10 protein-coding genes are annotated in these 13,854 nt (G+C 75.2%); all 10 read left to right on the forward strand.

All coding sequences use genetic code 11. The features are described 5' to 3' along the window. Nucleotides 1-65 precede the first annotated feature (65 nt). The 10 genes from ACZ6ZR_RS08880 to ACZ6ZR_RS08925 all read left to right on the forward strand — a co-directional run bounded on the left by ACZ6ZR_RS08880 (nucleotide 66) and on the right by ACZ6ZR_RS08925 (nucleotide 13,758). On the forward strand, nucleotides 66-3,134 hold the full coding sequence (locus ACZ6ZR_RS08880) for an amino acid adenylation domain-containing protein (protein ID WP_465640864.1): 3,069 nt from the start codon (nucleotides 66-68) through the stop codon (nucleotides 3,132-3,134). Beyond that, complete coding sequence (locus ACZ6ZR_RS08885) at nucleotides 3,119-4,864, forward strand: non-ribosomal peptide synthetase (protein ID WP_465640866.1); 1,746 nt, start codon at nucleotides 3,119-3,121, stop codon at nucleotides 4,862-4,864. Before ACZ6ZR_RS08880 ends, ACZ6ZR_RS08885 begins: the two co-directional genes overlap by 16 nt. Then, entirely contained in the window at nucleotides 4,861-5,604 is a 744-nt protein-coding gene (locus ACZ6ZR_RS08890; RefSeq protein ID WP_465640868.1) for a hypothetical protein, read from the forward strand. The genes ACZ6ZR_RS08885 and ACZ6ZR_RS08890 overlap by 4 nt, the downstream gene beginning before the upstream one ends. Further along, nucleotides 5,586-6,611 (forward strand): thioesterase domain-containing protein, encoded by a 1,026-nt coding sequence (locus ACZ6ZR_RS08895; protein WP_465640870.1) that lies wholly within the window; start codon nucleotides 5,586-5,588, stop codon nucleotides 6,609-6,611. The genes ACZ6ZR_RS08890 and ACZ6ZR_RS08895 overlap by 19 nt, the downstream gene beginning before the upstream one ends. Beyond that, on the forward strand, nucleotides 6,608-7,246 hold the full coding sequence (locus tag ACZ6ZR_RS08900) for a 4'-phosphopantetheinyl transferase family protein (protein ID WP_465640872.1): 639 nt from the start codon (nucleotides 6,608-6,610) through the stop codon (nucleotides 7,244-7,246). Before ACZ6ZR_RS08895 ends, ACZ6ZR_RS08900 begins: the two co-directional genes overlap by 4 nt. 106 nt (nucleotides 7,247-7,352) lie before the next feature. Continuing rightward, a complete protein-coding gene (locus tag ACZ6ZR_RS08905; RefSeq protein WP_465640874.1) occupies nucleotides 7,353-8,741 on the forward strand; it encodes a condensation domain-containing protein in 1,389 nt (462 codons plus the stop codon). A 20-nt stretch (nucleotides 8,742-8,761) separates the two neighbouring features. Beyond that, the gene (locus ACZ6ZR_RS08910) at nucleotides 8,762-8,977 is read left to right on the forward strand and encodes an MbtH family protein (RefSeq protein ID WP_465640876.1); all 216 of its coding nucleotides are present in this window, start codon (nucleotides 8,762-8,764) and stop codon (nucleotides 8,975-8,977) included. Between the two features lie 5 nt (nucleotides 8,978-8,982). Further along, nucleotides 8,983-9,708 carry a thioesterase II family protein gene (locus ACZ6ZR_RS08915; protein WP_465640878.1) on the forward strand — a complete coding sequence of 242 codons (726 nt, stop codon included), beginning with the start codon at nucleotides 8,983-8,985 and terminating at the stop codon, nucleotides 9,706-9,708. Nucleotides 9,709-9,736: 28 nt separating this feature from the next. Next, nucleotides 9,737-13,180, forward strand: a complete 3,444-nt coding sequence (locus ACZ6ZR_RS08920) for a non-ribosomal peptide synthetase (RefSeq protein ID WP_465640880.1) — start codon at nucleotides 9,737-9,739, stop codon at nucleotides 13,178-13,180. Further along, nucleotides 13,177-13,758, forward strand: coding sequence for a cysteine dioxygenase family protein (locus ACZ6ZR_RS08925; protein WP_465640882.1), 582 nt, complete (start codon nucleotides 13,177-13,179; stop codon nucleotides 13,756-13,758). The genes ACZ6ZR_RS08920 and ACZ6ZR_RS08925 overlap by 4 nt, the downstream gene beginning before the upstream one ends. The last annotated feature ends 96 nt before the right edge of the window (nucleotides 13,759-13,854 follow it).

Below are 13,854 nucleotides of genomic sequence, written 5' to 3' on the forward strand. Positions count from 1 at the left end.
TTGGCATGACACGAGCTAGCAGCCGAGCCCCGGAGCCGCCGGGCGCTCGGACGGTCCACGGGTCGGTGGCCGGGCACGCCCTGCGCCACCCCGAGCGGATCGCGGTGCGCCAGGGCGGCGTCCGGGTGACGTACCGGGAGCTGGACCTGGCCGCCGGGGACCTGGCCGCCGGCCTGCACGAGGCCGGGGTCGGCCCGGGCACCCGGGTACCGGTGCTGATGGCGCGTTCCCCCCGGCTGGTGGCGGTCCTGCTCGCCGTCCTCAAGTGCGGGGCCGCGTACGCGGTGCTGGACCCGTCCTGGCCCGAGGAGCGGCTGCGTTCGGTCGTCGGACAGCTGGAGCCGCCGGTGCTGGTGGCCGAGCACCCGGTGGACCTCGGAGTGCCGTGCTGGCCCGGTCTGCCCGGCTCGGTGGCGGAGGCCGCCCGGCGCGGCCGCACCGCACCCGAGGTGGCGGTGGACGGCGGGGCGGCGGCCGCGGTCTTCTTCACCTCGGGAAGCACCGGCACGCCGAAGGGAGTGGTCTCCCCGCACCGGGCGGCCGTCCGGCTGTTCGGTCCGGACTCCTTCGCCGACCTGGGCGCCGGCCACACCACGGCCGGGGTGAGCTCCCTCTACTGGGACGCCCTCACCCTGGAGGTGGTGGGGCCGCTGGTCAGCGGTGGGACGGTGGCCCTGATGGAGGAGGAGTACCTGCTGCCCGAGGGCCTCGCCCGGCTGGTGCGGGAGCATGGCGTGGACACCGCCTGGCTGACCTCCTCGCTGTTCAACATGTTCGTCGACGAGGACCTCTCCTGCTTCGACGGGATGGCCCAACTGCTCATCGGCGGCGAGCGGGTGTCGCAGCACCACATCCGCAAGTTCCTCACCCGCCACCCGTCCGTCCGGCTGGTCAACGGCTACGGCCCGGCCGAGGCCTGCGTCTTCGCCACCACCCACCCCGTCACCCCGGCCGACACCGAGCGGCCGGACGGCATCCCGATCGGCCGGGTGGTGCCCGAGACGGCCGTCCACCTGCTGGACGGCGACCGGCCCTGCGGCCCGGGGGAGACCGGCGAGATCTGCGTGGCCGGGGCCGGCCTGGCCGAGGGGTACCTGGGCCGGCCGGAGGAGACCGCCGCCCGCTTCGTCACCGTCGAGCTGGACGGCAGGCCGACCCGGGTCTACCGGACCGGCGACCTCGGCCTGACCACACCCGACGGGGTGCTGCACTACCGGGGGCGGGCCGACCGGCAGGTGAAGATCCGCGGCTACCGGATCGAGCCCCAGGAGATCGAGAACGCCTGCCTCGCGCTGCCCTCGGTGGAGCGCGCGGCGGCGGTGCCCGTGCCCGGCGAGGACGGCGCCCTCTCCCGGATGGCGCTCTTCTACGTCCAGGGGGCCGAGGGCACCCGGCTCGGCGAGGAGGAGGTCCGCGCGGAGCTGGCCACCGCGCTCCCGGCCCACTGCATGCCCGCCGAACTGCGGGAGTTGGCGGACCTGCCGCTCACCCCCAACGGCAAGGTCGACACCCGTGCCCTGCTGGCCGGGCTCGGCCGGACGGCCACACCGGAGGCGGCCGCGCGGCGCGGGAGCGACGGCCCCGAGGACGCCGCCGAGTTGGGCCCCGAGGGCGGCCCCGAGGGCGTCGCCCGCGAGGAGTACGCCCGGATCGTCGGCCACCAGGCACCGCCGCAGGCGGCGTTCGCCGCCCTGGGCGGGACCTCCCTGGACGCGCTGCGGCTGTGCGCGCGGACGGCGGCCCGGACCGGTCTGCGCATCCCGGCCTCCGCCTTCCTGGCCGAGCCGACCCTCAACGGCCTGCTGGCGCTGGTCGGTTCGGCCGCCGCCGCGCCGGAGGCCACCGCGCCCGCCGGCCCGGTGGAGGAGGGCGGCGAGCTGCCGCTGAGCGGGGTCCAGGCGGACTTCTGCCTGAAGCACGAGCTGTTCCCCGACGACCCGACGGCCGTCTGCCAGGTGGCCTGGCAGGTCTCGGGCGACCTCCGGCTCCCGGCGCTGGAAGCCGCGTTGAACGACCTGCACAGCCGCCACGAGGGCCTGCGCGCGGCCTACCGGGTCGAGGACGACCCGGTCGCCGTGCTGCCGGGCCCGGTCGGGTCGGTCCGGCTGGAGACGGTCGCCGAGCAGGACTTCGACCGGGCGCTGGCCCGGCCGCTGCGGATCGAGGACGGCGAGGTCTGGCGCTGCGTGCGCACCGAGGCCGGACTGCTCGGGCTGGCCGTGCACCACGTCTCCTTCGACGGCTGGTCCCAGGCGCTGCTCACCGCCGACCTGGCAGAGGCGTACGCGGCCCGGGTCCGGGGAGCGGCACCCGGGTTCGCCGAGGCGTCCCCCGGGCTGCGGCGGCTGGCCGAGGAGGAGGCCGCGCTGCGCGACCCCGAGGCCCACGACAGCCAACTCCGGTACTGGAGCCAGGCCTTGGCCGGGCTGCCGGAGCTGGACTTCCCGCCGCTGGACTTCCCGCCGCCGGGCGGGGCGGGGGACGCGGGCGGTGCGGCCGGGCCGGTGGTCTTCACCGTGGACCCGGAGACGGTCGCCGCCCTCACCGGATCGGCCCGCGAGGCCGGGGCCACGCTCTTCGCCCCGCTGGTGGCCTGCTACGCCGCGGCCCTGGCCGAGGTGCTGGGGCAGCGGGACTTCGGGATCGGGGTGCCGGTGGCCCGCAGGTTCGGCCAGGAGGCGGTCCGGGCGGTCTCCTGCCTGGTGGACACCCTCTGCCTGCGCCTGCCGGTGCCGGCCGGGTGCCGCACCCCGCAGGACGCGCTGCGCGCCGCGCTGCCGGCCGTGACGGCGGGTCTGGCCCGCCAGGACGTGCGGTTCGCGGACGTGGTCCGCGAGCTGCGGCCGGCCCGCACGGGCCGCAATCCGCTCTACCAGACCCTGTTCGCCTACCAGGGGAACGAGGACGTGCCGCTCGCGCTGGCGGGGTGCACCGTCCGGCCGTACACGCCGGCCGCCGGGCCGGCCATGAACGAACTGGTCTGCGAGGTCTGGCCGTTGCCCTCCGGGGGCCTGCGGGTCGACCTCACCCATCAGGACCACCGGGTCGGCAGGGACGTGGTGGAACGCGTCGCCCGGGCGTACCAGGAACTGCTTGCCGGGGATAGGAGTGATCTTTCATGCAGGACAGCTTGAACGAGCCTACGGTGGTCGGGCTGATCGCCGCGGTCGTCGAGGCGCAGCCGGACGCGACCGCCGTGGAGTGCGGTGACCAGCGGCTGACCTACCGTCAGTTCTGGGACGCCGCACAGGCGGTGGCCGGGCGCGTCCGGCGGGCCGAGGGCCACCGGAGCGGCGGCCTGGTCGGCCTGCTCTTCGACCGGGGTGCCGAGGGCATCGTCGCGCAGCTGGGCTGCTGGCTCGCCGGAGCGGCGTACCTGCCGCTCGACCCGGCGCTGCCGGACGGCCGGATCGGGTCGGTCCTGACGGATGCCCGGCCGCTCGCCGTGCTGGCCCAGGACGGGCTCGCCGCGCGGGTGCCCGCCGGGGTGCCGGTGCTCGACGATCCGTCCCACGACGAGGCGGGCGACGAGGCCCCGGTGGGCGTGGAGCCGGCCGAACTGGCCTACGTCATCTACACCTCCGGCTCGACCGGCACGCCCAAGGGCGTCGAGGTCGGCCACCACGGTCTGGCGAACCTGGTCACCTGGCACCTGTCGGCCTACGGCACCCGGCCCGGCGTTCGGGTCGGCGCCTTCGCCGGGCTCGGCTTCGACGCGACGGTCTGGGAGGTCTGGGCGGCGCTGGCCGGCGGGGCCACCCTGGTCCTGCCCACCGAGCGGATGCTGGTGGACAGCGCGGCGATCGCCGGGTTCATCGAGGGCGCCGGCGTCACGCACTGCTTCCTGAGCACCCCGCTCGCCGAGCAGCTGTTCGCCCTCCCGGCCCCGCCCGCCGGCCTGGCCGTGCTGCTGACCGGCGGGGACCGTCTGCGGCTCGCCCCGCCGGCCGGCTTCCCGGCCGCGGTGTTCAACCACTACGGCCCGACCGAGGCCACCGTGGTGACGACCGCCAGCGGCGACCTGCGCCGGGGCCCGGCCGAGGGCGCGCCGGTGATCGGACGCCCCATCAGGGGCGCGGAGGTCCGGCTGGTGGACGAGGCCGGGGCCGAGGTCACCGAGCCCGGCCGGTCCGGCGAGCTGCTGATCGGCGGCGAGGTGCTGGCCCTCGGGTACCGGCACGACCCGGAGCTCACCGCCCGCAAGTTCCCGACCGACGGGGACGGCGTCCGCTGGTACGCCTCCGGCGACACCTGCCGCTGGACGGCCGACGGCGAGCTGGAGTTCGTGGCGCGCCTGGACGCCCAGGTCAGCATCCGGGGCCACCGGGTGGAGCCGGCCGAGATCGAGCAGGGCATGCTCGCCGCGGCCGGGGTGGAGCAGGCGGCCGTCGTCCACCTGCCGGGCGAGGACGGCGGCTCGCTGCGCGCCTTCTTCAGCGGGCGGGCCGAACCGGCCGAGGTCCGCGCCGAACTGACCCGCCGTCTGCCCGCCTACATGGTCCCGGCCGGGCCGGTCCGGCTCGACGCGCTGCCGCTGACCCCCAACGGCAAGATCGACCGCAAGGCCCTGCTGGCCGTCCCGGCCGAGGCGCCGCGGGCGGAGGGGGACGGTGCCGACGGGCAGGCCGCGCCGGACAGCACCGAGGGCCGGATCGCCGCGATCTGGGGCGAGCTCACCGGGAGCCTGCCCGGCCCCCGGGACAGCTTCTTCGAGATCGGCGGGCACTCGCTGATCGCCGCCCGGGCGGTGTCCCGGACGCGTGAGCAGTTCGGCATCAGGATCGGGCTGCAGACCATCTTCAACCACCCCGTCCTCGCGGACTTCTCCGCCCAGGTCGACGAAGCCGTCAGGAGCGCGCAGTGACCCAGGACCGACCGGACCAGGACCGACGACCCCTGGTGGTGATGGAGTTCGGCAACGAGCTGCCGCCCAGGACCTTCGGCGCCGTGCTGCCCGACGGCTGGCGGGAGCGGACCCTGCGGATCGACCCGCTGCACTACCCCGGCCTGGCCGACGCCGTGGCGGGTACAGCCGAGCAGGCCGCCCACTGGGCCGGGCGGATCACCGCCGCCGGGCCGGCCCCGGTCGCGGTGCTGGCCTACTGCTCGGCGGCCGGCCTGGCCTCCGAGCTGGTCCGCGCGCTGCCCGGGGACGTCCCGCTGGTGCTGCTCGACCCGGCGCCGGCCGATCCGGCCGCCCCGCAGGAGCTGCTGCACGACCTCGCGCTGGCGATGGACGAGTCGGCCGAGGTGCCGGACCTCACCGGCCGGCCGGCCGGCGAGGCGCTCGCCCTGGCCAGCTCCTTCCTGCTCTCGGTGGTCCTCGGCGCCTCGCCCGAGCTGGACGAGGAGATCCTGGTCGAGCTGACCGAGGGTCAGCGCGCCTGGCTGAGCTTCACCCTGACCGCCGCCGGGCCGGCCGCCGCCGCGCCGGCGCCCGGGCACGTGCTGCTGAGCGAGGAGCTGGAGTGGGCGGGCTCCGGCGAGGTGCACCGGTTCGGGGTGACGGCGGAGGAGCTGTTCCGCTCGCCCGGGGTCAAGGCCCTGCTCACCGAGGTGCTGGCCGTCGCGGAGAGGGCCGAGCCGTGCTCCCTGCCTTCGTAGAACGCGACGCCGTCGACGCCGTGGTCGCGGCCCAGTGGTCGCGCGTCCTGGGGGAGCCGCCGGCCGCGCTGGACGCCGACTTCTTCGCCTCCGGCGGCACCTCGCTGAAGGCGGCCCGGCTGGCCGGGGCGCTGCGCGGCGCCTCCGGCGTCAAGGTCACCCTCCAACAGGTGTTCCGGCTGCGGACCTTCGAGGGCATCGGCTCGGCGCTGCGGGAGGACGGGGCCGGGGGCGGCGGACGGCTCGTCACCCTGAACGCGGCCGGCGCGGGCGCGCCCCTGCTGCTGGTGCCCGCGGCCAGCGGCGGCGTGGTCGGCCTGCACCGCTTCGGCGGCGGCCGGGCCGACCGGCCCGTGCACGGGCTCCAGGCCCGCGGACTGGACCCCCAGGACGGCCCGCCGAGCAGTGAACTCGCCGAACTGGTAGCGGAGTTCGCCGAGGTCCTGGAGGCCTCGGAGCTGCCGCGCCGGGTGCACCTGGCCGGGTACTGCGTCGGTGGCATCCTGGCCTACGAGCTGGCCCGGAGCCTGGCGGAGCGGGGCTGGGAGATCGCCTCGCTGGTGCTGCTCAACACCTCCCTGTACTGCCCGCCGCTCACGGTCGGGGAGGGCATGCGCGAGAAGCTGCGGCAGATCGCCGCCGCGGCCCGGCTGCCGGCCGAGGTGGCCGGCCGGGGCGCCGGGGCGGTGCTGGGCGCGCTCGGCACCGGGGAGGACCGGGCCGAGTTCGACGCGCGGGTGCGGGTGTTCGGCTCGGTCGCCGCGGCGATCTCCGGCTACGCCCCGGTGCCGGCCGGCTTCCCGGTCCGGCTGTTCACCACCGAGGACCGCGACGACCCGGCCGACGTCGCCGCCACCCCCGGCCCGGTGACCGACTGGCCGGACCTGGGCCTGCCCGACTACCGCCAGTACCCGGTGCCGGTCGACCACTTCGAGATGATCGACCACGCGCCCACCCTGGAGGCGGTGGAGGCCGTGCTGGCGGAGCTCGACCGCCCCGGCCGGTGATCGCCCTGCTGCCGCCCGGCGTGGCGGTGGAGGAGGCCTACGGGGACCTGCCCGGCGCCCCGCTGCTGGGGGAGGAGGCCGAGGCGGTCACCCGCTCCCCGGCCGCCAGGCGGCTGGAGTTCGCCACCGTCAGGCACTGCGCCCGGACCGCCCTGGGCCGGATCGGCGTCGCCCCGGCGCCGATCCCCCGCGGGCCGGCCGGGGCGCCGCGGTGGCCGGCCGGGGTGGTCGGCAGCATGACGCACTGCGCGGGCTACCGGGCCGCCGTGGTGGCCCGGGCCGGGGCGTACCGCTCACTGGGCATCGACGCGGAGCTCCACCGGCCGCTGCCGGACGGGAGCCTGCGGCTGGTCGCCACCCCGGCCGAGCGCGGACACCTGGCGGAACTCGCCGGGCGGGTACCGGAGTTGCACTGGGACGTGGTGCTGTTCGCGGTCAAGGAGAGCGTCTACAAGGCGTGGTACCCGCTGGGCGGCACCGTGCTCGGCTTCGCCGACGCGGAGGTCGTCCTCGACCCCGGGGCGGGGACCTTCTCGGCCCGACTGCCGGGCCACGGGCCGGTGTCCTTCGAGGGGCGCTGGCGGGTGGCGGACGGGATGGTCCGGGCCGCGACGGCGGTCCCCTGCGGATCTTGACAGGTGCATGGTTCGCGTACCAGCATGTGGCTGACGGTGCGTGAAGTGATTCCTCGTCGAGCGAGTGATGCCGCCCCTCATTCCGAACCGACGATTGGCTGTCCGAGTGCAAGACCCCAACGACTTCGAACTGTGGAACGGCCAGCGGGGCCTGTGGCTCCAGCACCAGATGGACGAGAGCCGGGCGGACGCCAACCTGCCGAACTGGCACCACCTGCACGAGGCGGTGGACCTCCCCGCCCTGCGCCGCGCGGTCGCCCATCTGACCGCCCGCCACCAGGCGCTGCGGCTCTCCTTCCGGGACACCCCGGACGGCCCGCGCCAGCGGGTCCTGCCGCACCACGAGCTCCCGGTGCCGCTGGTCGACCTGAGCGGCGCGGCCGACCCGGCGGCCGAGCTGGAGCGCCGGATCCGGGCCGAGAACGCGACCGCCTTCGAGGAGCTCGCCACCCCGCCGGTCCGGTTCCGGGTCTTCCGGCTGGCCGGGGACCACCACTGCCTCTACCTGAACGTCCACCACATCGTCATGGACGGCACGTCCATGGGCATCTACTTCCGTGAACTCCTGCTCTCCTACCGGGCGTTCGCGTCCGGTGCGGAGCCCGCGACGGCCCCGCTGCCGAGCACCTACGAGGCCGTCGTCCGGAGCCGCTCGCAGTGGCTGTCGAGCGAGCGCAGCCAGGCCATGGAGACGTACTGGCGGGAGCAGCTGGCCGCCCCGCTGCCGCGGCTGAGGATCGGGGACCACGAGGCGCCGGCCGAGGAAGTGGCCAACGAGACGGTGGAGTTCGAGGTCGAGGCCGCCACCGCCGCGGCCCTGGCCGCGCTGGGCAGGGAGCTGCGCGTCACGCCGCACGTCCTGCTGCTCAGCGCCTACGCGGTCGCGCTGCGCGACCTCGGCTCCGACGACGACATCGTGGTCTGCGTGCCCTTCTCCGGCCGGGACAGCGCCGAGGTGGAGGGGATGCTCGGCACCTTCGTCAACCCGCTCTCGGTCCGGATCAGGATGGCGGGGACGGACGCCTTCGCCGAGCTGGCGCGCCGGACCAAGGCCGTCAGCATCGGCGCCTACGCGCACAGCCGCTACCCCTTCACCCTGCTGCTGGAGAAGCTCGACACCGAGGCCCGGCCCGGCCGGAACCCGGTCTTCTCGACCTCCTTCCAGTTCGCCGACTTCCTGCCGCCCGCCCGGCAGACCTCGCAGCTCGACCTCTGCCTGTTCGGCAAGCCGGACGGGGACGGGATGAAGCTGCGGCTCAACTACAACTCCCGGCGCCTGTCGAAGTCCGAGGCCGAGGAGGTCCGTTCGACCTTCCTGGCCGTGCTGCGACAGGTCGCCGCGGACCCGGCGGTCGCTCTGGACGCTCTGGCCGAGCCGCTGGCGCTGGCCCGGCGGGCGGCGCGGACCGCGCCGCCCGCCGGCCGCCGCCGGCTGGGGGCCCTGAGCGCCTCCCGGCCGTCCCGGCCCACCCGGCCCGGCACGCCGAACGCCTGAAACCCACCCAAGGAAGAAGCATGGACGGACAGCACGCCGACCACGGCTACGTCGTGGTGACCAACTCCGAAGAGCAGTACTCCATCTGGCCGCAGGGCCGCGAACTCCCCGCCGGCTGGCGGGAGACCGGCGAGAGCGGCACCAAGGAGGCCTGTCTCGCGCACATCGACCGGGCCTGGACGGACATGCGCCCGCTGACCCTGCGCCAGGAGATGGCGGGCGGGGCCGGCCGGTGAGGGCGATGCTCCGGCCGCTCGCCGACCGGCCGCACGCGGCCACCCGGCTGTTCTGCCTCCCCTACGCCGGCGGCGGCGCCTCGGTGTTCCGCGACTGGGCCGCCGCGCTGCCCGCCGACATCGAGCCGTGGGCGGTCCAACTCCCGGGCCGCGAGGACCGGTTGGGCACCCCGCCGCTGCACCGGATGGGCGAGGTGCTCAACTCCCTGGTGCCCGAGGTGATCCCGCACCTGGACCGGCCGTTCGCCTTCTTCGGGCACAGCATGGGCGCCCTGGTCGCCTGGAACCTCACCCGCTCCCTCCAACGGATGGAGGCCGGCTCGCCGGTCCGGCTGTTCGTCTCGGGCTGCGTACCGCCGCAGGCCCGGCCGGTCAGCTCCCACCACACCGGCACCGACGAGGAGTTGCTGGCGAAGCTGCGCTCCTGGTCGGCGACGCCGGAGGCGGTGCTGGCCGACCCGGAGCTGATGCGGCTGCTGCTGCCGGTGGTCCGGGCCGACATCGAGGTGGTCGAGACCTTCCGGTTCACCGAAGGGCCGCTGCTGGACTGCCCGGTCACCGCCTTCGGCGGGACCGAGGACGCGCCCGCCGGCGGCGGCTCGCTGCCGCGCTGGGGGGAGCTCACCGCCCGCGGTTTCGACCTACGGATGTTCCCCGGCGGCCACTTCTTCCTGCACTCCGCCCGTCCGGACCTGCTCGCCGAGATCTCCCGGCGTCTGCAACCCAACTGAGCACTCGATCTGTATGAGGTGGAACGACATGTCGCAGCCGTCCGTGATGGACGTGGTCTCGGACGTGTGGACAGCCGTCCTGCGTACCGACGTCCCCGGCCCGGAGGCCAACTTCTTCGCGCTGGGCGGCAATTCGCTGCAGGGCGCCCGGGTGGTCAGCCGGCTGCGCGAGCAGCTGGACCTGCGGATCCCGCTCAGCACCCTGTTCGAGGCGCAGACCCTCGGCGAGCTCTCCACGGCCATCGAGGGCATGCGGGAGACCGGGCCCGAGGCGGCCCGGACCATCGAGCCCTTCGAGGGCCGCGCCGGCGAGCTCTTCCACGCCCCCGCCTCGTTCACCCAGCAGCGGCTCTGGGTGGACGAGCGGATCCAGGGGCCGGGCCCGCGCTACAACATCCCGGTGGCCAACGAGCTGGTGGGCCCGCTGGACGTCGGCGCGCTGGGCCGGGCCGTCCAGGCGCTGGTCGACCGGCACGAGGTCTTCCGCACCACCATCGAGGCCGTCGACGGCGTCCCCGAGCAGGTGGTCCGGGCCTCCGCCGAGCTGCCGCTGACCGTGGTCGACCTCCGGGCGGAGCCGGCCGAGGAGCAGGAGGACACCCTGGCGGCCCTGCTGCTGGAGTCCGCCCAGCGCCCCTTCGACGTGGAGCGCGGGCCGCTGCTGCGGGTCGAGCTCTACCGGCTGGACGAGCAGTGGCACGTCCTGCTGATCAACCTGCACCACATCATCACCGACGTGTACTCCTTCGAACTCGCCGTGTCCGAACTGCTGGAGCTGTACGCGGCCGCCGCCGACGGCGCGCTCCCGGCGGCCGAGGCGCCCCCGGTGCAGTACGCCGACTACGCCGCCTGGCAGCGGCGCACCGTCACCGGCGCCGCGCTGGAGCGCCAACTGGACTACTGGAAGGAGCGGTTGCGCGGACCGCTGCCCGTGCTGGACCTCCCGACGGACCTGCCGCCACGGGAGAGCGGCACGGCCTGCGGGGCCTCGGTGGACATCGAGCTGCCCCGGGCGGTCTCGCGGCGGATCCGCGAGCTCTCCCAGGAGCACAACGCCACCCCGTTCATGACCGTGTTCACCCTGCTCACCGTGCTGCTCAGCCGGTACAGCGGCCAGACGGACGTGGTGGTCGGCATCCCGAGCGCCAACCGCGACCTGCCCGAACTCGAGTCCATGCTCGGCTGCTTCCTCAACACCCTCGCCGTGCGCAGCGACCTGTCCGGCGACCCGACCTTCGCCGAGCTGCTCGGCCGGGTGCGCGGCCGGATGCTGGAGGACCTCGCCAACCAGGACGTCCCCTACGAGCGGGTGGTCAGCGCGGTCTCCACCGACCGCTCCTCCCGGCAGGGCCCGTTCCGGGTGATGCTGGCCTACCAGCACGAGGTGCCCGCGCCGGAGCTGGCCGGGATCACCGTCAACGACGTCGAGTTGGGCCTGAGCCTGAAGGCGGTCAAGTTCGACCTGGTCTTCCGGGCGGTCGAGACCGAGTTCACCTACCGCCTGGCGGTGGACTACAACACCGACCTGTTCGTCGAGGACCGGGCCTGGCGGATGCTGGACCACCTGAGCGTGCTGGCCGCCGACGCGGTGGCCTCGCCCGGCAAGCGGCTCTCCGAGCTCACCCTCCTCCCCGAGGAGGAGCTCCGCCGGATCGAGCAGTGGTCCACCTCCGCCTGCGGCCCGTACCCCACCGACCTCTTCCTGCACCGGCTGTTCGAGGAGCAGGCGCTCCGGACGCCGGACGCGGACGCGGTGGAGAGCGGCGAGGAGCGCGTCAGCTACCGCGAACTCGACGCCCGGGCCACCCGCCTGGCCGCCGAGCTGACCGCGCGCGGCACCGGCGTGGACGACCTGGTCGGCCTGTGCGCGGAGCCCTCGGTGGACCTGATCGTCGGCATCCTGGGCATCCTCAAGGCCGGGGCCGCCTACGTGCCGATCGACCCGCTGGCGCCCGCCGACCGGATGGCGTACGTGGTCGCCGACAGCGGGATGCGGCTGCTGGTCGCCACCTCGGAGCTGGCGGCCCAACTGCCGCCGGCCGTACGGGAGTCGGTGGAGTCGGTGAGCACCGTCCAGGGCGGCGTGCGGGACGGCGCGCAGGACGGCGCCCCCGGGGTCGCGCTGCACCCCTCGCAGCTGGTGTACCTGATGTACACCTCCGGAACAACCGGCCGCCCCAAGGGCGTCGGGCTGCCGCACACCGCGATCACCCCGTGGATCCAGTGGGCCCAGGACGCCCGCCCGATCGGCCCCGGCACCCGGGTGGTGCACAACCTCTCGTACCACTTCGACTGGTCCGTGGAGCAGATGTTCCACGCGCTGACCGCCGGAGCCTGCCTGGTCATGCTGCCCCGCGAGGTCAAGGCCGACGGCGCCGCCACCGCCCGGTTCATCGACGAGCGGTCGATCCACCTGCTGTACCTGACGCCCACCCAGATGCGCGGCATCACCGACGCCGGCACCGCGATGCCGACGCTGCGTCACGTCTCCATGGGCGGCGAGAACCTGGACGCCGACCTGGTGGCGCGCACCCGCAGGGTGGTCTCCGCCGACTGCGAGATCTGGAACGAGTACGGGCCGACCGAGACCGCCGGCGCGGCGCTGGTCGGCAGGATGGGTGACGAGCCGCCGGAGCGCAGCTCCATGCCGCTCGGGGAGCTGATCGCCAACGCCACCTGCGCGGTGGTCGACCGCTGGGGGAACCCGCAGCCCATCGGCGTGCCCGGCGAGCTCTGGATCGGCGGCGACGGCGTGGCCCGCGGCTACCGCAACCAGCCGGCCCTCACCGCCGACCGCTTCGCCCCGGACCCGGCCCGGCCCGGCGCGCGGCTCTACCGCACCGGCGACCTGGTGCGCCGCCTGGACAACGGGGAGCTGGAGTTCCTCGGCCGGGTCGACAGCCAGGTCAAGATCCGCGGCGTGCGGGTCGAGCTGGAGGAGATCGAGTCGGTGCTGCGCGGCCACCCCGAGGTGGCCAATGCGGTGGTGGTCCTGGAGACCGGCCAACGGCTGGTCGCCCACGTGGTCAGGACGCCGGGCAGCGCGCTCGACGAGGCCGGGCTGCGCGCCCACCTCGCCCCGAAGCTGCCCATCGTGATGCAGCCGGCCGTGTTCTCCTGGCTCGAGGCCATCCCGCTCTCGCCGACCGGGAAGGTGGACCGCGGGCGGCTGCCCCGCCCCGAGCCGGAGCGGGCCGTCCCGGTGGCCGTGACACCGCCCTCCACCCCGACGGAAGCCGCCGTCGCGGCGGCCTGGGCCGCCGCGTTGAAGCTGGACGTGGTGGACGTGGTGGACGTGCGGGCGAACTTCTTCGAGGTCGGCGGGGACTCGTTCTCGCTGCTGGCGGTCGTCAGCAGGCTGCGGGCCGAGTTCGGGCTGGACCTCCCGGTCCGCACCCTGGTCGACGTGCCGACCGTCGAGGCGCTGGCCGCCCACCTCGACGCGCTGCTCGGGCGAGGGCGGCCCGCGTGAGCGCGCCCGCCGAGCACGGCCACGCGTCCGCCGCGCTGACCCGGCTCGTCGCCGACCTCCGCGCGGCGGTACGGGCCGGCGGCGCGGAGGACCCGGAACGGACCGGTCGGCTGGTGGCCCGGGCCCTCGCCCCGCACCTGGGGCGGGAGGACCTGCTGACGCCCCGTCAACTGGAGCCGGACCAAAGGTCCTACCGCCAGCACCTGCTGCACGTGGAGCCCGACGGCAGCTTCTCGCTGGTCGCGCTGGTGTGGCTGCCGGGGCAGCGCACCTCGGTCCACGACCACCTCGCCTGGTGCGTCACGGGCGTGCACCTCGGGGCCGAGGAGGAGATCCGCTACCGCCTGGTGGAGAACGGCGGGCAGCCCTACCTGGTGCCCGCCGGCCTGACGGCCAGCGGGCCCGGGGCGGTGGACTTCCTCGCCCCGCCCGGCGACATCCACCAGGTGCGGAACTCCGGTGACCGCACCAGCGTGTCGCTCCACGTCTACGGGGCCGACCTGAGCCGGAGCGGCTCCAGCATCAGGCGCTGCTACGACCTCCCGGTCCGCTCGCCGGAGTACGCGCTGCGGGGCTGAGAGGAAGCAGAAAGGGGGGAGGCCCCCGGGGGGGGGGGGCGGGCCCCGGGGCGCCCCCCCATAGGGGTACGGGTGTTGTGCAGGCCCGGGCCGGGG

The organism is Kitasatospora sp. NPDC088742 (assembly GCF_055584905.1).